Genomic DNA, 18,297 nt, shown 5'->3' with positions numbered 1-18,297 from the left:
GGTACGGCTCCTTCAGATCTGGCCGAAGCTGGACACCAGCGTGCCGAGTATCAGGTTCCAGCCATCGACCAGCACGAACAGCATGAGCTTGAACGGCAGCGACACGATGACCGGCGACATCATCATCATGCCCATCGACATCAGCACCGACGCGACCACCATGTCGATGATGATGAAGGGGATGAATACGATGAAGCCGATCTGGAACGCCGTCTTCAGCTCCGACGTGACGTAGGCGGGCACGACGACGCGCATCGGCAGTTCTTCCTGGCTGGCCACCTTGGGCGTGTTCGACAGTCGCATGAACAGCTCGACGTCGGGCTCGCGCACCTGCTTCAGCATGAAGGTCTTCAGCGGCTTCGATCCGATGTCCAGCGCCTGCTCGAAGGTAATGCGGTTCTCCGACAGCGGCTGGTAGGCGTTGGCGTAAATCTGCTCGCCGACCGGCGCCATGATGAAGAAGGTGAGGAACATCGCCAGCCCGATCAGCACCTGGTTGGGCGGGCTGCTCTGCGTGCCGATGGCCTGGCGCATCAGCGACAGCACGATGATGATGCGGGTGAAGCTGGTCATCATCAGCAGCACCGCCGGCAGGAAGGACAGACTGGTCAGCAGCAGCAGCGTCTGTATCGACAGCGACCAGTTGGTACCGCCGCCGGGCGCCGGCGTGCTGGTCAGCGCCGGCATCGACTGCGCCAGCACCTCCGGGGCAATTACGGCGGCGACCGCACCGGCGCCGAGCAGCGGAAGCAGGCGGCGCGTCATGAGCGGGACGCCTTCAGCCGGGCGAGCAGCGCGCCGAAATCGGGGGCGGCCGGCTGTGCGCTGTCCTGCTGCAGATCACCGCGCGGCAGCGTGGCGATGCCGGTGACCGAACCGGGGGCGACACCGACCACCAGCCAGTGCTCGCCGATTTCCAGCAGCAGCACGCGCTCGCGCGAGCCGACGGCGATGCCGCCGACCGTGCGTATCGGTGCCGGCCCGGCCAGCTTGCCGCCGGAAATGCGGCGCAGCAGCCACAGCACTGCGAACAGCGCCGCCAGCACGACGCCGAGCGCGCCCAGCATCTGGATCACCGCGCCGGCGCCGCTCGTCGGTGCCGCGGGTGCCGTCGCGTCGGCGGCGTGCAGTGCGCCACTCGATGCGAGCAACAGGAAGGCCATGCGTATCTTCATGGCCGCAGGTTAACGCGCGGGCCGCCTTGGCCAGACCGGGAATAGACCCGGTTTCAGGCGGCAATTTCTGCCGCCGTCGCGTGGCCGTCCGCTGCGCTCAGCCCTCGGCGGCCAGCGCCGTCAGCGCCTCGCGCTCGCGCACCTCGATGCGGCCGCGCGTCATCGCGATCCAGTTGCGCCGCTCCCACTGTTTCAGGATGCGGCCGACCGGTTCGCGCGTGCTGCCGAGGTCGGTGGCGATGCGGCTCTGCGTGTCCTCGAGCGCTGCGCCGTCGGCGGTACGCGCGAGCAGCAGGTCGGCCAGGCGGGCGTCGAGGCGGCGGAATTTCAGTTCGTCGAGCAGCGCGATCATGTCCGACAGGAGCCGGCCATAGTGTTCGAAAACGAACTGGCGGAATACGTCCGAGGTGTTCAGCAACTTGCGGAAGGTGGCGCCAGCGATCGCCACCTCGCGCAGGTCGGTTTCCGCCGTGCTGGCGGCCGGGTAGCGCGCCACGCCGAGCAGGCAGGAGGTGGTGAGCACGCAGGAATCACCCGGGCCTACGCGGTACAGCAGCACTTCGCGGCCATTGGCCGACAGCCGCTGGATGCGTGACCAGCCCTCGATGCGCAGGATGAAGTTGTTGCAGGCGTCGCCTTCGCGGTAGCCGGTCTCGCCTGCCGACAGCCGCACCTCGAAACTGTTGGCGAGCAATTCCTCGCGTGCCGCTGGCTCGAGGTCGGCGAGCCGCGGGAAGTGCGTGATCCAGTCGCGCCATTGGCCGGGCGCGCCGACGTATCGGCTCATGGCTCTTCCTCCATCGGGAATCGTTGTTGTCGCGGGATGCTATCCCGCCGGTGCGGGGTGAATGTGACTAAGTCGCAGATCGCTGATGCGGCGGCGCGTTCAATCGCAGTCAAACGACAACGGAGGAGACCGCCATGCCCCTGAATTCCTTGCGCGCGCTGCTGTGCGCCTGCACCGCGCTGTGGCTGCTGCCGGCCGGTGCGGTCGACGAGCCCTCGTCCGACACCGAAGTCTGGCAGGGCGTGCGGGCCACGGTGTTCGCCGGACGCGAAATCGTCGAGTCGAACGAGGTGATCGAGATCGAAGCGCCCTTCCGTGCCGAGGACGCCGCTGTGGTGCCGGTGGCGCTGCGTGCGCGGATCGACCAGACGCCCGAGCGGCACATCCGCAAGCTGTGGCTCATCATCGACGGCAACCCGACGCCGGTGGCGGCAGCGATCACATTGAGCCCGGAGGCGGGGCGCGCCGACATCGAAACCCGCGTCCGCGTCGAGCAATACACCTGGATGCGCGCCGTGGCCGAAACCAGCGACGGCAAGCTGCACGCCTCAAGCAAGTTCGTGCGCGCATCCGGCGGCTGTTCGGCGCCGGCTGGCAAGGACTTCGAAGAGGCGATGGCGCGGCTGGGCAAGATGAAGCTCAAGGTCGAGAACGACGCCGGAAGCGCCGCTGCCGCGACGCTGATGGTCAGTCACCCGAATATGAACGGCATGCAGATGGATCAGGTCACCCGCCACTTCACGCCGGCCCACTTCGTGCGCCGCATCGAGGTGAGCTACGCCGGCCGCACGCTGCTGACGGCCGACGTCGACTTCGCGCTGAGCGAAAACCCGCAACTGCGCTTCCAGTTCAAGCCGCAGGAAGGTGGCGAACTGCAGGCCAAGGTGATCGATTCGAAGGACCTCACCTTCACCCAGACCGTCGCGGTGAAGGGCGGCGCGCTCGCCAGTTCGAAGTGAGTCGGGCGCTCAGCGCCGGCTGAGCGCTTCCTCGATCTTCTTCTCGGTCTTGTACTGGCTCAGCGCATAGACCGCCCACAGCGCGGCCGGAATCCAGCCCAGCAGCGTGAGCTGCAGGATGAGACAGATGATGCCGGCCACCGGGCGGCCGATGGTGAAGAACACCATGAAGGGCAGGAAGATTGCGAGCAGCAGTCGCATGCGGAACTCCGGGCTGGGCGTGTTGAGCGCAACGGTACAAGATTCGCGGCCCGAGTTGAAGCCCGCGGCAGCGTGCGCGGAACCGGCGATGCTGCTCCGCCGCAAGCGGCCTGTCAGCTAATCCGGGATAATCGCGGCATGGTATCTGTCGTTCATTCCCTCTCCAGCGCCGACGCGGCGCGCACCACACTCGAATTGCTGACCGACGGTCTGGGCGACGCCGAAGCGGACACCCTGCGCCGCGCTCACGACATGGTGACGCCGCTGTACGCCGAGCGCTGGCTCGGCACCGGCGAGCCAATGCACGAGCACGTGGTCGGCCAGGCGCTGATCTGCGCCTCGCTGCGGCTCGACCTCGAAACCCGGCTGGCGGCCCTGCTGTTTCCGCTGCACGAGGTGCGGGACGATGCCGGCGAACACATCGCCGCGCATTACGGCCCGGCGGTCGCCGAACTGGTCGCCGGCCTGCAGCGGCTCGACAACCTGCGCCTGATCACCCGCGCCCATGCTTCGCAGAGCGTGACCGGCAGCGACGCCGGCGGCGATCAGGCCGAGGTGCTGCGCAAGATGGTGCTGGCCATGGTGGCCGACGTGCGCGTGGTAATGCTGCGCCTCGCTTCGCGTGTGCAGAGCCTGCGCTGGCTCACCGCCCACCCGAACGACGACCGCCTCGACATGGCGCGCGAATCGCTCGACATCTATGCGCCGCTAGCCAACCGGCTGGGCGTCTGGCAGCTCAAGTGGGAACTGGAAGACCTGTCCTTCCGCTTCCTCGAACCCGACACCTACAAGCGCATTGCCAAGCAGCTCGACGAGAAGCGGGTCGAGCGCGAGGCCTTCATCGCCGACGCGATGGTGAAGCTGAAGGCCGAGCTGGAGGCGGCCGGCATCAAGGCCGAAATCCAGGGGCGGCCGAAGCACATCTACAGCATCTGGAACAAGATGCGGGCGAAGAAGCTGGAGTTCTCCGAGGTGTACGACGTGCGCGCGCTGCGCGTGCTGGTCGACTCGGTGCGCGACTGCTACGGCGCGCTCGGCGTCGTGCACCAGCTCTGGCATCCGCTGCCGCGCGAGTTCGACGACTACATCGCGCAGCCCAAGGGCAACAACTACCAGTCGCTGCATACCGCGGTGATCGCGCCCGACGGCCGCTCGCTCGAAGTGCAGATCCGTACGCGCGACATGCACCGCCACGCCGAGATGGGTGTCGCTGCGCACTGGCGCTACAAGGAAGGGTCGGGGCAGGACAAGGACTACGACGACAAGATCGCCTGGCTGCGCCAGCTGCTGTCCTGGCGCGACGAAATCGCCGACCACTCGGAGTGGGTGGAACAGTTCAAGCGCGCCGCGCTCGACGACACCATCTATGTGCTGACGCCGCAGGGCAAGGTGATCGACCTGCCGCAGGGTGCGACCCCGGTCGATTTCGCCTACCGCCTGCATACAGACCTCGGCCACCGCTGCCGTGGTGCCCGCGTGAACGGCCAGCTGGTGCCGCTCAACACGCCGCTCGACAACGGCCAGCGGGTGGAGATCATCGCCGCCAAGCAGGGCGGGCCGTCGCGCGACTGGCTGGTGCCGCAGCAGGGCTACATCACCACGCACAACGCGCGGGTGAAGGTGCGCCGCTGGTTCGCCCAGATCGAGGAAGGCGAAACGCTCGCCCAGGGCCGAACCTGGCTGGCGCGTGAACTGGCGCGCGAAGGCGCCAGCCAGACCAGTCTGGAAGAGCTGTCGCAGAAACTGGGCTACAACAGCGTCGATGCGATGCACATCGCCTGCGCGCACGGCGAGGTCGGGCCGCGCGCGATCCACGTCGCACTGAAGGGCGAGGAGCCGCCGCCGGACGAGCCGGAAATCAAGCCGCGCGCCCCGCGCGCTACCGGCGAGCGCGGCGTGCTGGTCGAGGGGGTCGGCAAGCTGCTGACCCAGCTCGGTCGCTGCTGCAAGCCGGCACCGCCGGACCCGATCTCAGGCTTCGTCACCCGCGGCCGCGGCGTGGCCATCCACCGCAGCGACTGCCCGAACTACATCAATATGGTGGCGCGCAACCCGGAGCGGGTGATCGACGCGCAATGGGGCGAAGTGGCCGGCCGCGACCCGGACGCCCGTTTCGCCGCCGACATCCACGTCGAGGCGCACGACCGCCAGGGCCTGCTGCGCGACATTTCCGAAGTGCTGTCGCGCGAGAAGATCAACGTGACCGCGGTCAGCACGCAGTCCAAGGCTGGCATGGCGCGCATGAGTTTCACCGTCGAGATCGCCGGCGTCGGCCAGATCCAGAAGGTGCTCGGCCTGATCCGCGACGTCGACGGCGTGGTCGAGACGCGGCGCGGCTGATTGCCGGCGCGCCGACGAACCGTGCCCTAGAACAGTTCGACCTCGCCGGTGCTCATCGTGCCGCGCGGTCCGGACTGCAGCGTCATCGACCGTGCGGCCTCGCGTGCGTCGGTCAGCAGGCGTGACAGCACCTCGTTGCGTTTCTCGACCCGGGCGATGCCGTCGCGCTGCTCGCGGTCGCGGTGCGCGTCGAACACGCCGTTCACGTAACGCGCCATCAGTTCGGTCTGCTCGCCGACCTTTGCCAGCAGCTGGCTCACCATGTCCTCGAACTGCATCGACACCATGCCCTGCATCACCGCCTCGTGTATGGTCGATGAAAGGCGATTGATGCGCTCGGCCTGTTCGGTGGCGTGGCGGTTGATGACGGACATCTGTTGCCACAACTGGGCGGCGCGCTCCTCGGATTCACGCGCCGAGCCGATGTCGGTGCTGGCTGAAGCGGCGACGGCCTCGCCGGCCTCGCTGATCGCACCATGCACGTCGCCAAGCAGCGCGCTGATTTCGGTGCTGAAGGTTTCAGTACGTTGCGCCAGTTTGCGCACTTCGTCCGCCACCACCGCGAAGCCGCGTCCGGCTTCGCCCGCGCGTGCTGCCTCGATGGCGGCGTTGAGCGCCAGCAGTTCCGTCTGGCGATTGATCTGATTGACCTGACCGATCAGTCCGCGCACCTGCTCGAGCTTGTTGCGTACGCCGTCGAAGCGCTGTCCGATCGCCGCGCTGCCTTCGCTCAATGTTTCCACCGTGCGCACGAAGCCGGACAAGGATTCCTGCGTGCGGAGCGCGAACTGTTCGATCTCGCTGCGGCGGCGCGCCTGCTCCTCGTCGGTCGCCAGTGCAAGCAGTTCCTCCACCATCTCTCGCAAGTTCGAACGTCCGTTGCTCTCGCGCAGATTGGCGGCAGCGCCGGCGACGATGTCCTGCGAACGGGTCAGTGCCTCGCGCAGGCGTTCAAACTGTTCCCGACTGCCTCCTGCAAGTGCGCCACACAGATCGTCGTACTGACGCACATTGCGGTCGATCTCCGCCATGCGGGCCGCCTGTCGCGCTGCGTGTCGCGCACGCGCCCGACGACTGAGCACCTGCGCGATGACCAGACTGGCAATCGCCAGCGTGATCAACGCCGTCGTCGCCCAGCCGGAAGACCCGCTCACACTCAGTACGGCCCCGCCCGCGCTGACCACCAGCGCCATCCACACAGCAAGGTCATCACCTCTCAAAGAGCCCGTTTTCGTCACGTCGATAATCCTTTCTTCTGGTCTTGTTTTGTACGACGAAAGTCATATCGACAATGCCCTTCGGGTTCTCAAGGGTTCCAGTGTGAAAATTTCCCTGATGTGTGAACACGGTCGGTCTGGCAGCACGTGACGACCGAAGGGGTCACGCGTGGACGTCTATCAGTGGGCGCTGTGCCGGCCGTGACTCCGCATAGATCAGCAGCGGTGTCCGGGCCGCGACCTCCGGGCGCACGACCGATCCGTCGGTCGAGGCCGCCAGTTCGACTTCGGCCTGGCGAGCCATCTGCGCCGCCCTTGCGGCGACCGCGAGATCCTGTCCCGACGGCTCGGCCGGCGCCAGCGCGGCCGCGCTGATCTGTCGCGCACGGCGCAGCGTCTCTTCCGGCGTGCGGCCGGGTGATACGTCCAGACTCACTTCGCCGCCGACGGCGTAATTCACGCCATCCGGACCGCGCTGGAAGCTGTAGCGCGCACCGGAGGTCGCCAGACCCCCGGCCGCCGCCTGATGCGCCTGTTCGTGCTGTCTCACCTCGCGGTCGCGCGCCTGCAGTGCGCGCAGCTGTGCGGCGTCTTCGGGACTGAGTTCGCTCGCGGCATGCCCGCGCTGCGGCGTGGCGGCCCGCACGGTGAAGGCACTGAAGCTCGGGGTGGAGATATTCATCGGCGCGGTGTCCCCGGATATCGTTGACACCGGTCGCTGCAGGGGCGACCGACGCATCAATACCCACTATAGACAGTGCGCCGGGTGCGGGAGTCCGACTGGCGGCCCCAACAGGAATCGAACCTGTACCTACCCCTTAGGAGGGGGTTGTTGTATCCATTCAACTATGGAGCCGCAGGGGCGCGATTGTAACCGCGCGCCGCGTCAGCGGACGAGGGTGTAGCGGTATTCGATCGGCGGGTGGCCGGGGTGGGCGTGGCGGTAGCGCAGGCGGAGCAGGGCGTAGTCGCCGGTGCCGGTACGGTCGAACATCGCACGGCCTGCTTCGCCGCGTCCGATCAGCAGATGTGCCCCCGATTGCGCCGGGGGCGCTGGCGCGTCGTCCTTCCACACGACGACCTGCGCCTGCGGGAAACGCACGCGGAGCACGCCGCCGAGCACAGGGTCGTGGGTAACGATGGGCGCGCGACCGTCGTAGCCGGCGCTGCGCAGCGCAAGCGCCAGTTCGGCCGCCGGTTCGTTCAGTTCGTCCGGCCGGTTGCGCCAGCCGTCGAACACCGGCCGCATGCTGGCCATGAAGAGGTAGAGCAGCGCGAACACGATGAGCGTGGCGCGCAGCCAGCTCAAGCGCGGGTGCGTGGCCAGATGCGGTCGGCAGCAGAAGAAGGCGAGCGGCGCCATGAAAAGCAGCGGCTGCAGCCAGCGACCCTTGAAGTGGGTGGCGCCGCCGACCACTATCAGGGCGAGCATCAGCAGCGTCAGCACGCCCAGGTAGCGGCCCCACAGGCGGCAGTGTGGCGATGCGGCGGCGGGCGCCCAGGTGGCGCGGCCGAAGATCGCGGCGAAGGCGAGCGCGAGTGCGGCCATTGTGGCCAGCGCGGCGCCGGCCAGACTGCTCAGGCCGCGCACCACGCCGCCCGCCAGGCCAGGCGCGGCGTCCAGCTTTTCGAGCGTGCGGGCGCTGGCCAACTGCCAGTTGTCGAGCAGCCACAGCGCGTGCGGCGCGAGCACCACGAGTGCGAGCAGCGCCGCCGCGATCAGCCACGGGCTGCGCAACATGGACCGCGTGTCGCGCGACAGCAGCACCGCCAGCCCGAGCGCGGCCAGATAGACCGCGAAGCTGTATTTGGACAGCAGGCCGAGCGCTGCGCACAGGCCGAGCGCGAGGTAGAGCACCGGGCGCGGCTTCTCGATCAGCCGCACGACGACGTAGAGCGTGGCGGCGGCGACAGCGGTGGCCAGCACCGAATGCGTCAGGTCGCGCTGCGATTCCCAGCCGATCTGCGGGATCAGCAGCATCGACGCCGCCGACAGCAGCGCCAGCGGTGCCGACATCAGCCGGCGGGCGGCCAGCCAGACGAAGGCGTAGGTCGATGCGAGCAACGTGTTCTTCAGCAGCGACAGCGACAGCACCGACACCCCGGTTACCTGGAACACCGCCCATTGCAGCCATGTATACAGCGGCGGCTGCGTGCCATAGCCGGCGGCCAGCTGCTGGGTCCACAGCGCCTGCTCGGCCTCGTCCAGTTCGAGCGCGTCCGACACCAGCGTGCGAGCCACCATGTGGGCGCCGAAATAGAGCAGGAGCAGCAGCCACGGGGCGCGGTGCGACGGGGCGGACGGGGTGGATGGGGGGGCGTTCATGGCGTCGCAGTGTCGCCGCACATCTTTAATTTGGCGTTAACCGCGGCGCTGCACGATGACGGTTCTCCATGCCGGATCGTCCGCCCATGCCACAGGTACTCGAATTCGCTCAGCCCGAACTGCCGACGCGCGCCCCGGCCGAGGCGCCGGAGGTGTCCGTCGTCGTGCCGGTGTTCAATGAGTTCGACAACCTCGGCGATCTGGTCGATCGCATCCACGCCGCACTGGCGCCGACCGGCCGCCGCTTCGAACTGATCGTCGTCGACGACGGTTCGCGCGACGGCAGCGGCGCGCTGCTGACGCGGCTGGTGGCCGAACGCCCGTGGCTGCGGCCGGTGCTGCTGGTGCGCAATTACGGTCAGTCGAGTGCGCTGCAGGCCGGTTTCGACCGGGTGCGTGGCCGCTACGTCGTCACGCTGGACGGCGATCTGCAGAACGACCCGCTCGACATTCCGGCGATGATCGATCGCCTCGCCACCGACCCCGACGTCGACATGATTTCAGGCTGGCGCCAGCAGCGGCAGGACAAGGCGCTGTCGCGCCGCCTGCCGTCCGTGATTGCGAACAAGCTCATTTCCGCCTCGACCGGCGTGCATCTGCACGACTACGGCTGCGCGCTGAAGGCCTACCGGCGCGACATCATCGACCGCATCCGGCTGTACGGCGAACTGCACCGTTTCATCCCGTCGCTGGCGCGCGACGCGGGTGCGCGCATCGCCGAGGTGCCGGTGCGCCACCACGCGCGCACGCGCGGCGTGTCGAAGTACGGCATAGACCGCACCTTCCGCGTCATCCTCGACCTGGTGCTCATTGTCTTCTTCATGCGCTACCGCCAGCGTCCGCTGCACGCCTTCGGCGCGCTCGGCCTGTGGCTCGCCACGCCGGGTGCCGCCATCCTCGGCTGGATGGGGCTGCTCAAGCTGTTCGGCCACGACATCGCCGGCCGGCCGCTGCTGATGGCCGGCGTCATGCTGCTGCTGATGGGCGTGCAACTCATCGTCGCCGGTCTGATCGGCGAACTGCTCATCCGCATCTATCACGAAGGCCGCGGCGTGCCGCAGTACCACGCACAGGAGCCGGAGGCGCGATGACGCGCAGCGCCGCGCTGCGCCTCGCCGCAGCCGGCGTCTTGCTGGCGGCGGTGATCCATGTGGCGGAGCCGGCGGCGCTGGTTGACACCCTGCGGCGGGCCGACCGCGACTGGCTGCTGCTTGGCTTGGTCGCAGCGCTGCTGTCCAACGTCGCCTCCGCGCTGCGCTGGCGTGCGCTCACGGCCTGGCTCGGGGCGGCCGTCAGCCCCTCGTTCGCGCTGCTCGCCTACTTCCGTGCGATGGCGCTGAACGCGCTGCTGCCGGGGGCGGTCGTCGGTGGCGATCTGTATCGCGCGCTGGCTCTGCGACAGGCCGGTCTGCCGACACTCGACGCCGGACTATCGGTGCTGCTGGACCGCGTAAGCGGTCTGTGGGTGCTGCTGGCGCTCGGTGCCGGCGCATTGCCGTTCGCCGCATCCTCGATTGCGCTCCCACTGCCGCTTGTCTGGATCGACCTGTCGTGTGCGATGGCGGCCGTGCTGCTGCTGACCGCGCCACTGCTGCTGGTCGCGCGGCCGATCAGCGGCGGTCGAGCGTTCGCTGCGCTGGCGCGGGTGCAATCGCGAGTGCGGCGTCCGCGGGTGCTGCGGCAGTACGCGCTGCAGATGGGCGCCTCGCTCGTCGTGCAGGCGCTGTCCATCGCTGCGCTTGCCTGCGGCGGCCGCGCCCTCGGGCTCGACCTGTCGCCGACCGTGTGGGCGACCGCGGCGGCGCCGATCTTCCTGATGGCGGCGCTGCCGGTCAGCGTCGGCGGCTGGGGTACGCGTGAAGCGGCGGCGGCGGCGGTGCTCGCCGTCTTCGGCGTGCCGGCCGCGCAGGCGGTCGCGGTGGCGCTGATCTACGGCGTGTTCGGCCTGCTGCAGGCTGCGCTCGGTGGCGCGCTGTTCGCCTGCCGGGCGCAAGCGGTGGCGCGCGCCGGCTGAGTCGCCGCCAGGGCAGGGCGTATACTGCGCGCCCGCCTCCGAACCGCCTCACCCGCCGCCCGCCATGCCGCTGATCACCCTCGACAATGCCTGCCTCGCTTTCGGCGACCTGCCGCTGCTGGACCACACCGCGCTGGTGGTCGAACCGGGCGAGCGGCTGGCGCTGATCGGCCGCAACGGCACCGGCAAGTCCAGCCTGCTCAAGATCCTCGCCGGTGACGCCGCGCTCGACGACGGCACGGTGTGGCGCCAGCCGGGCACCAAGATCGCCTACGTCGCGCAGGAGCCGCAGTTCGCCGCCGGCGCCCGCGTGTTCGACGCCATCGCCCAAGGCTTGGGCGAGCTGTCGCAACTGCTGATCGATTACCACGACGTGGCCGAGGCGGTTGCGCATGGTGACGAGAGCAAGCTCGACCGCATGGCCGAACTGCAGGACGCGCTGGAGCATCATCAGGCCTGGCGCTTCGAGCAGCGCATCGAACAGGCGCTGGTCCGGCTCAACCTGCCGGGCGACGCCACCGTGGAATCACTGTCCGGCGGCATGCTCAAACGCGTGGCACTGGCGCGCGCGCTGGTGGCCGAGCCGGACATGCTGCTGCTTGACGAACCGACCAACCACCTCGACCTCGACGGCATCGCCTGGCTGGAGGCACTGCTCAACGACTTTCGCGGCGCCAGCCTGGTCATCACGCACGACCGCCGCTTCCTCGACAGCTTCGCCACCCGCATCATCGAACTGGACCGCGGCCTGCTACGCAGCTATCCCGGCCGCTACGCGCAGTACGTCGCGCGCAAGGCCGACGAGTTGGCGGCCGAGGCGCTGGAATCGGCGCGTGCCGACAAGCTGCTGGCGCAGGAAGAGGTGTGGATACGCAAGGGCGTCGAGGCGCGGCGTACGCGTGCGCAGTTCCGTGTAAAGCGGCTCGACGAGCTGCGCGCCCGGCGCGAGGCGCGGCGCGAACAGATGGGTCGCGCCCGCATCGGACTGGATCGCGGCGAAGCGTCCGGCGAACTGGTGGCGGAACTCGAAGGCGTGAGCAAGCGCTATGGCGACCGCCCCATCGTGCGCGACTTCTCGACGCGCATCGTGCGCGGCGACAAGGTGGGCCTGATCGGCCCCAACGGCGCCGGCAAGACCACGCTGCTCAAGCTCATCCTCGGCCAGCTGGAGCCGGACGAAGGCCGCGTGCGTACCGGCAGCCGCATACAGGTCGCCTATTTCGACCAGTTCCGCACCCAGCTCGACGAATCGGCCACGCTGGCCGAGGTGATCAGCCCGGGTTCGGATTTCGTCGAGATCGGCGGCAAGCGCACGCACGTGATCGGCTATCTGGGCGACTTCCTGTTCCCGCCTCAGCGTGCGCGCGCCAAGGTCGAGTCGCTGTCCGGCGGCGAGCGCAACCGGCTGCTGCTGGCGCGGTTGTTCGCGCGCCCGGCCAACGTGCTGGTGCTGGACGAGCCGACCAACGACCTCGACATGGAAACGCTGGACCTGCTCGAACAGCTGCTGCAGGACTACGACGGCACCGTGCTGCTGGTATCGCATGACCGCGCCTTCCTCGACGCCGTGGTGACGCAGACCATCGCCTATGAGGGCGACGGTCGCTGGCGCGAGTACGTCGGCGGCTACAGCGACTGGGTCGCCCAGCGCCCGGCCGCGCCGGTGTCATCGCCGGTCGCACCGGCGAAGCCCGCACCGGCTGCTGCGCCGGTCAAGGCCGACAAGCCGGCCGCAGCGCCGAAGAGCAAGCTCAGCTTCAAGGAGCAGAAGGAACTGGACGGGTTGCCCGACCGCATCGCTGCGCTGGAGGACGAGCAGGCGACACTGACCGCGCGGCTGTCGAGCGGCGCACTGGCCGGTCCCGAAGCGGCCGGCGTGTCCACCCGTCTGGGGGCGCTGGCCGCCGAAATCGACGCCGCCATGCTGCGTTGGGAAGAACTGGAATCGCGTCGCTGAGCCCGAATTCTGTCGGATTTATTTACAGATCTCGGGCCGGCGAACGCTGCTATCCGAGATAGGTAAAAAACTTCATATATTTCAGTTTTGTGTAACCCCCTGTTTTTCTGGAATGTGACTTGCTACACGGTCGATGACGGCTCGGGAGAATTTCCCTTGTTGTCCTAAAAGAACCCAGGAGACAGATCATGGCCATCCCCTTCCGCAAGAAGGTTCGTCGCGCCGCACTGACTGCGGCCCTCGCCGGCATGAGTGCCGCACACGCCGCCCCCACCGTCGATCTCGAGAACGTCGGTTGGGTCACCTACGGCGATGCCCGTTCCTATTCGCTGCCGATTTCCGGTCTCGAAGTGATGTCGGGGCCGGGCCAGATCGATATCTTCACCAAACTCGGCCTGGGCGCCGACGGCCAGACCAGCAATGGCACGCCCGGTGTCGACGACGCCTTCGATACCCCTCAGGCGAACACCACCGAGGGCTTCCGCACGACGACCGCAAACGAACCCAACAGTCTGGCCGGTGTGCTCGACGGCAGTTGGGATCGCTCCGGCTGGTGGGATGCCAGCCTGTCGGCGCTCAACTCCGAACTGAACTTCGACGAGAACTCGCTGGTGTTCTTCTTCGCCAACAACGAGATCGGCTCCGGCGAAGACCGCGCCAGTCTGGCGGCGTGGATGCGCGTCGAGGTGTCGCAGATCAGCACCGGCACCATTCTCGGCCGCTTCGACCTGAGCAATGACTTCGACCAGGATGGCGTTTCGGTCTACGGCGGGCTGCCGACCTTCGACGGCTCGGGTGGCTCCGGCATCATTCTCGGCGGCTCGGATCTGTATACCGCGCCCGGCGCGCTGACCGAAGCAGGTCGTGTCGAACCGGTGCTCGCAGACTTCGTGCGCTCCGGTGGCCCGGTCTGTCTGGCAACGGTGCCGGGCGGCGAAATCATCGTCGATTGCGCCGGCCCCTATGACCGCAAGGTCGAGCACAACCTGGGCGGTGACCGCGCTGCCTACGCCATCGTGATGACCGAGCTCGACGCACTGATTGCCAGCCTGATCGGCGGCGATCTGAGCGACTACGCGATCCATGTCGATTACCGCCTCGGCTGTGGCAGCGAGGATGGCTTCGGCACCGTGCGTGAAGCGCCGCGGCAGAATGAGGACGTCGGCAACTGTTTCGACAAGTACGCATTGAATGGTGGTGACGAGAAGCTGTTCATCGGCACCCAGGCGCGTACGGACATCAACGTACCGGAGCCCGGTTCGCTGGCGCTGATCGCCGCTGCGCTGGCCGGCGCAGGCCTGCTGCGTCGCCGTCGGGGCTGATTGTCGCGCCCGAAGCAGCTTGCTGCTGAATGAAAAAGGCCACCCGCGGGTGGCCTTTTTCATTGTGACGGCGTCAGTCCGCGTCGGGCGCGGCGTGATCGGGGAGCGTCGGCGGCGGCGAGCCGTCCATCGGCAGACCCAGGCGGCCCAGCAGCGTTTCGTGGCTGATCCGCAACAGCTCCTCGATGTCCTTGAAGTCGTCCGGCAACGCTGGGTCGTCCCAGCCTTTTGCGCTGTGACGGGCCAGATTGACGGCGTACTGCACGTTGCGCACGCGCGGCGACGGGTGAGCGGAGCCGCCCATCAGTTCGACCAGCAGCGCCGGCAGTCGCCACGCCTTGGCCAGCGCCACCTGCAGATCGTGCGAAGTCACGTTGAACACCACCTTCTGCGCGGCCGCCGTGCGCATCGTCGGATTGGCGCGCAGCAGGTCGCGCAGCTTCAGCGAGAGCTTCGGGGCGAACACCCAGCAGAGGATTTCCGCCACGTCGTGCAGCAAGGTGGCGACGGTGATCTCGTCGACGTCCACGTCGTGGCGCATCAGCGCCCATTCGCGGGCCCAGCCCGACGCCTTGCGTGCCCGCGCGATCACGCGCATCACGCCGAGCAGCGCCTGCGGGTGTGCGTGCAGGTGCTCTTCCAGCGTCGGGAGCGACTCGAAATGATTGAAGAAGGGCGTGATGCCGATCATCATCAGCGCCCGTTCTATCGTCGTGATGTCGGTATGCTGGCTGCGGCCGCGCTTGGCTTCGATGAAGGCGAGCACACGCAGCGTCATCAGCGGGTCGTGCAGGATGACCTGGGCGATGGTGCGGGCACTGACCGTGTTTTCGGCCTCCCGCAACTGGGCCAGTTCGCGGGTGGTGCGGGCAAGTACTGGCAGGGGCTTGTCGCTCATGAAAGCGACCCAGCCCTCCAGGGTGGCGTTCGACGCGTCGCGCATGTGTCAGGTCCTGTGGACGATGACCCGTTAACGGCTCCGCATGCCGCCTACTGAAGAGGTGGCGCCATGAAGCCTGTGTCTGTCTGCAAGCTGCGCAGGGCGCTCACCGGCGGGCCTCAGCTTCCGTCGTCGTCCTCGTCGCCGTCGACGTCCGGCCAGCTGTCATTGTCGGCGTCGCCATCGGCCTCGGCCACCATCGTCATCGCGTTGATCTGCGCGATCTGGTCAAGCAGGCTCGGCATGGCGGGAATGCGCTCGTCCGACTTCAGCGGACGGCGATGATGGCGAAAACCCAGTGTTTCGGACGTCGGGCGCGGCATGGACATGTCGGGACTCCTGATACTGTTTGACGGTGGTTGATCGCTGCTGCTTTGCTGATTACGACGTTTGACTCGCGGACTTGAAGGCATGTCGCACCCTTTTTGTGAAGATTCCTCGCTGATGCAGCACCCGCCACGCCCGGATTGCGACCTGTTCTGCCGTGTCGTCGACAATTTCGGCGACGCCGGCGTCTGCTGGCGCCTCGCCCGCGCGCTGGCGCGCGAGCACGGCTGGACGGTCAGACTGTGGCTGGACGCGCCTCAGGCGCTGGCGCGGATCAAGCCACAGGGCGCCGACGAGCCGGGCGTCGATGTGAGGCACTGGACCGATGAACTGCCGGACTGCGAACCGGCGCACTGCGTCATCGAAGCCTTCGCCTGCCATCTGCCGCCGGCCTTCGTTGCGGCGATGGCGGCGCTGGCCGTGCCGCCGCGCTGGATCAATCTTGAATACCTGACGGCCGAAGACTGGGCGGACGGCTGTCACGGCCTCGCGTCGCAGGATCCGGCCACCGGTCTGACCAAGCACTTCTTCTTTCCCGGCTTCAGCGCGCGCACCGGCGGCCTGCTGCGCGAGCGCGACCTGTTCGCCCGACGCGACGCCTGGCGCGCGGATGCGGCGCTGCAACAGGCAACCTGGGCGCGCGTCGGCTTGCGGCCGCAGCCCGGGGCGCTCCAGGTATCGCTGTTCAGCTATGAGAGCCCGTCGATGGCGACCCTGATCGACGCGCTGGCTGCAGGCGCTCAGTCGACCCAGTTATGGGTGCCCGAAGGCAGGGCGCTGACCGCGCTGACCGGTGTGCTGGCGCAGCCGCTGGCCGCCGGCGACGAAATCCGGCGCGGCACGCTGCGTATCTGCGCACTGCCTTTCATGGACCAGGACGACTACGACGCGCTGCTCTGGCACTGCGACCTGAACATCGTGCGCGGCGAGGATTCCTTCGTCCGCGCGCAGTGGGCGGCCCGCCCACTGCTGTGGCACATCTATCCGCAAGACGACGGGGCGCATCTGCCCAAGCTCGATGCCTTTCTCGACCGCTACTCGGCCGGCCTCGACCCGGCGCCGGCAGCACGCTTGCGCGCGCTGCATCACGGCTGGAGCGGGGAGGTGGCGATCGCGTCGGCCGACTGGCTGGCCGCGCTTGCCGACCTGCCGCTGCTGACCGCTCACGCGCAGGACTGGGCGACCCGGCTCGCGTCTACAAGCGACCTCGCAACCCAGCTTGTGTTGTTTAATCAGACACCTATATAATGCCGGGTTTGCCGCGACGGGCGTTGCAACAGGGGTTGCAAAGGTTCGCATGGCGGCCTCAACCCCCACAGGAACACTGCATGAAAACCGCTCAGGAACTGCGCGCCGGCAACGTCGTGAAAATTGGCAACGACGCCATGGTCGTGCTCAAGGCCGAATACAACAAGTCGGGCCGCAACGCCGCCGTCGTCAAGATGAAGATGAAGAACCTGCTGACCGGCTCCGGTCAGGAGACGGTCTACAAGGCCGACGACAAGTTCGACGTGGTCATCCTGGAGCGTCGCGAAGTCACCTACTCGTACTTCGCAGATCCGCTTTACACCTTCATGGACGCCGACTACAACCAGTACGAAGTCGAAGCCGAGAACATGGGCGACGCACTGAACTACATCGAAGACGGCATGGCCTGCGAAGTCGTGTTCTACGAAGGTCGTGCCATTTCGGTCGAACTGCCGAATTCGGTGGTGCGTGAAATCATCTACACCGAGCCGGGCGTCAAGGGCGACACCTCGGGCAAGGTGCTCAAGCCGGCCAAGATCAACACCGGCTACGAAGTGGCCGTGCCGCTGTTCTGCGATATCGGCGACAAGATCGAAATCGACACCCGCACCGGCGAGTACAAGAACCGTGTGAAGTAAGCAGCCCGATCCGGCCGCGCAGTCGGGCGGTCGGCGGACGAAAGAGGCCCTGCCATCGTGCAGGGCTTTTTTTCGCCCGGCGTCGCCGTTCGATATGGGCGGTTCTACGATCGCGAAAGCGGCCTGAATTGAAGCTCGCAGACCGCAGCGGCCGCGTCGCGGCCAAGGCCGCTCCCACAGGGAGTGCGCCGGATCTGCGGCCGGCGGCCGAAGCCGGGGTTCTGTGGGAGGGGTCTTCTGACCCCGACAGCGGCCTGAAGCGAAGCCTGCGGACTGCAGCGGCCGCCTCGCGGCCAAGGCCGCTCCCATAGGGAGTGCGCCGGATCTGCGGCCAGCGGCCGAAGCCGGGGTTCTGTGGGAGGGGTCTTCTGACCCCGACAGCGGCGTGAAGCGAAGCCTGCGGACTGCAACTGCCGCGTCGCGGCCAAGGCCGCTCCCACAGACCCGGGACCGGTTCCCGTGATCGACGTTTTCGTTGCACTGCGACAGGAAATCTCCGCGTCGACTTCCTAGACTGAAATCTTTCCGTCAAGCAGCCGTGTCATGCTGCCTGCATTCTCGGAGTTCAGACATCCACAACGAAGGGGATGGTCCATGTCACATATTGCCGATCTGCCGTTTCTGCCGAACGCGCTCGAATCCGAATTCATCCCGCCGCTCGAACTGATCGAGCACGGGCAGTTCCACCTCATTTCGTGGGAAACCCAGCTCTCCGCTGCCGTCGCCTGGCAGGCGGCCGGCGGCAATGCGGACAATGATGGTGCGACGCTGCAGGCGGTGCCGCCGCGCATCGAGCGGCGTAGGCGGGCAGAGGTGATCGCCTTCGCGGATCGCCGCGCCGCCTGA

18 protein-coding genes and 1 tRNA gene are annotated in these 18,297 nt (G+C 67.5%); 9 read left to right on the top strand and 10 right to left on the bottom strand.

The genetic code is table 11. The features are described 5' to 3' along the window. Positions 1-12: 12 nt before the first annotated feature. The 3 genes from fliP to AC51BJ_RS09040 all read right to left on the bottom strand — a co-directional run bounded on the left by fliP (position 13) and on the right by AC51BJ_RS09040 (position 1,962). A complete protein-coding gene (gene fliP / locus AC51BJ_RS09050; protein ID WP_496280009.1) occupies positions 13-765 on the bottom strand; it encodes a flagellar type III secretion system pore protein FliP in 753 nt (250 codons plus the stop codon). Beyond that, a complete protein-coding gene (gene fliO / locus AC51BJ_RS09045) occupies positions 762-1,163 on the bottom strand; it encodes a flagellar biosynthetic protein FliO (RefSeq protein ID WP_496280008.1) in 402 nt (133 codons plus the stop codon). The genes fliP and fliO overlap by 4 nt, the downstream gene beginning before the upstream one ends. 109 nt (positions 1,164-1,272) lie before the next feature. After that, the gene (locus tag AC51BJ_RS09040) at positions 1,273-1,962 is read right to left on the bottom strand and encodes a Crp/Fnr family transcriptional regulator (RefSeq protein ID WP_304010420.1); all 690 of its coding nucleotides are present in this window, start codon (positions 1,960-1,962) and stop codon (positions 1,273-1,275) included. A gap of 134 nt (positions 1,963-2,096) precedes the next feature. Between AC51BJ_RS09040 and AC51BJ_RS09035 the strand changes: the two genes are divergently transcribed. Then, positions 2,097-2,921, top strand: coding sequence for a quinoprotein dehydrogenase-associated SoxYZ-like carrier (locus AC51BJ_RS09035; RefSeq protein WP_496280007.1), 825 nt, complete (start codon positions 2,097-2,099; stop codon positions 2,919-2,921). 9 nt (positions 2,922-2,930) lie between these two features. On the opposite strand, the gene AC51BJ_RS09030 is transcribed toward AC51BJ_RS09035, so the two are convergent. Next, positions 2,931-3,122, bottom strand: a complete 192-nt coding sequence (locus AC51BJ_RS09030) for a YqaE/Pmp3 family membrane protein (protein WP_020163964.1) — start codon at positions 3,120-3,122, stop codon at positions 2,931-2,933. Between the two features lie 138 nt (positions 3,123-3,260). Between AC51BJ_RS09030 and AC51BJ_RS09025 the strand changes: the two genes are divergently transcribed. Further along, complete coding sequence (locus tag AC51BJ_RS09025; RefSeq protein WP_496280006.1) at positions 3,261-5,462, top strand: RelA/SpoT family protein; 2,202 nt, start codon at positions 3,261-3,263, stop codon at positions 5,460-5,462. A gap of 26 nt (positions 5,463-5,488) precedes the next feature. Here the strand turns inward: AC51BJ_RS09025 and AC51BJ_RS09020 are convergent, their stop codons facing one another. From AC51BJ_RS09020 to AC51BJ_RS09005, 4 genes are all read right to left on the bottom strand, one after another. Further along, positions 5,489-6,616 (bottom strand): methyl-accepting chemotaxis protein, encoded by a 1,128-nt coding sequence (locus tag AC51BJ_RS09020; RefSeq protein ID WP_496280005.1) that lies wholly within the window; start codon positions 6,614-6,616, stop codon positions 5,489-5,491. A 226-nt stretch (positions 6,617-6,842) separates the two neighbouring features. Continuing rightward, positions 6,843-7,361, bottom strand: a complete 519-nt coding sequence (locus AC51BJ_RS09015; protein WP_496280004.1) for a putative metalloprotease CJM1_0395 family protein — start codon at positions 7,359-7,361, stop codon at positions 6,843-6,845. Between the two features lie 99 nt (positions 7,362-7,460). Beyond that, positions 7,461-7,535: transfer RNA gene (locus AC51BJ_RS09010), tRNA-Arg, on the bottom strand. 30 nt (positions 7,536-7,565) lie between these two features. Next, positions 7,566-9,005, bottom strand: a complete 1,440-nt coding sequence (locus AC51BJ_RS09005; protein ID WP_496280003.1) for a glycosyltransferase family 39 protein — start codon at positions 9,003-9,005, stop codon at positions 7,566-7,568. Positions 9,006-9,091: 86 nt separating this feature from the next. Here AC51BJ_RS09005 and AC51BJ_RS09000 point away from each other — a divergent pair, with 86 nt between their 5' ends. From AC51BJ_RS09000 to AC51BJ_RS08985, 4 genes are all read left to right on the top strand, one after another. Continuing rightward, positions 9,092-10,096: a glycosyltransferase family 2 protein gene (locus tag AC51BJ_RS09000; protein ID WP_496280002.1), complete on the top strand. Its 1,005-nt coding sequence runs from the start codon at positions 9,092-9,094 to the stop codon at positions 10,094-10,096. Next, positions 10,093-11,019 carry a lysylphosphatidylglycerol synthase transmembrane domain-containing protein gene (locus tag AC51BJ_RS08995; protein WP_496280001.1) on the top strand — a complete coding sequence of 309 codons (927 nt, stop codon included), beginning with the start codon at positions 10,093-10,095 and terminating at the stop codon, positions 11,017-11,019. The genes AC51BJ_RS09000 and AC51BJ_RS08995 overlap by 4 nt, the downstream gene beginning before the upstream one ends. Positions 11,020-11,083: 64 nt before the next feature. Continuing rightward, positions 11,084-12,976, top strand: coding sequence for an ATP-binding cassette domain-containing protein (locus AC51BJ_RS08990; protein WP_430433276.1), 1,893 nt, complete (start codon positions 11,084-11,086; stop codon positions 12,974-12,976). 188 nt (positions 12,977-13,164) lie between these two features. Continuing rightward, positions 13,165-14,298 carry a PEP-CTERM sorting domain-containing protein gene (locus tag AC51BJ_RS08985; protein ID WP_496280000.1) on the top strand — a complete coding sequence of 378 codons (1,134 nt, stop codon included), beginning with the start codon at positions 13,165-13,167 and terminating at the stop codon, positions 14,296-14,298. Between the two features lie 73 nt (positions 14,299-14,371). Here AC51BJ_RS08985 and AC51BJ_RS08980 read toward each other — a convergent pair whose 3' ends face one another. Together AC51BJ_RS08980 and AC51BJ_RS08975 are read right to left on the bottom strand one after the other, a co-directional pair. Further along, entirely contained in the window at positions 14,372-15,241 is an 870-nt protein-coding gene (locus AC51BJ_RS08980; protein ID WP_496279999.1) for an HDOD domain-containing protein, read from the bottom strand. A gap of 116 nt (positions 15,242-15,357) precedes the next feature. Next, complete coding sequence (locus tag AC51BJ_RS08975) at positions 15,358-15,567, bottom strand: hypothetical protein (RefSeq protein WP_496279998.1); 210 nt, start codon at positions 15,565-15,567, stop codon at positions 15,358-15,360. Between the two features lie 115 nt (positions 15,568-15,682). Here AC51BJ_RS08975 and earP point away from each other — a divergent pair, with 115 nt between their 5' ends. The 3 genes from earP to AC51BJ_RS08960 all read left to right on the top strand — a co-directional run bounded on the left by earP (position 15,683) and on the right by AC51BJ_RS08960 (position 18,297). Further along, on the top strand, positions 15,683-16,813 hold the full coding sequence (gene earP, locus AC51BJ_RS08970; protein ID WP_496279997.1) for an elongation factor P maturation arginine rhamnosyltransferase EarP: 1,131 nt from the start codon (positions 15,683-15,685) through the stop codon (positions 16,811-16,813). Between the two features lie 80 nt (positions 16,814-16,893). After that, positions 16,894-17,451, top strand: a complete 558-nt coding sequence (gene efp, locus AC51BJ_RS08965) for an elongation factor P (RefSeq protein ID WP_019918995.1) — start codon at positions 16,894-16,896, stop codon at positions 17,449-17,451. Positions 17,452-18,045: 594 nt separating this feature from the next. Then, a complete protein-coding gene (locus tag AC51BJ_RS08960; protein WP_496279996.1) occupies positions 18,046-18,297 on the top strand; it encodes a hypothetical protein in 252 nt (83 codons plus the stop codon).

Source organism: Methyloversatilis sp. S146-33 (genome assembly GCF_059552495.1).
The sequence above is the reverse complement of the archived record's forward strand: the minus strand, read 5'-3'. Positions and strand labels throughout refer to the sequence as shown.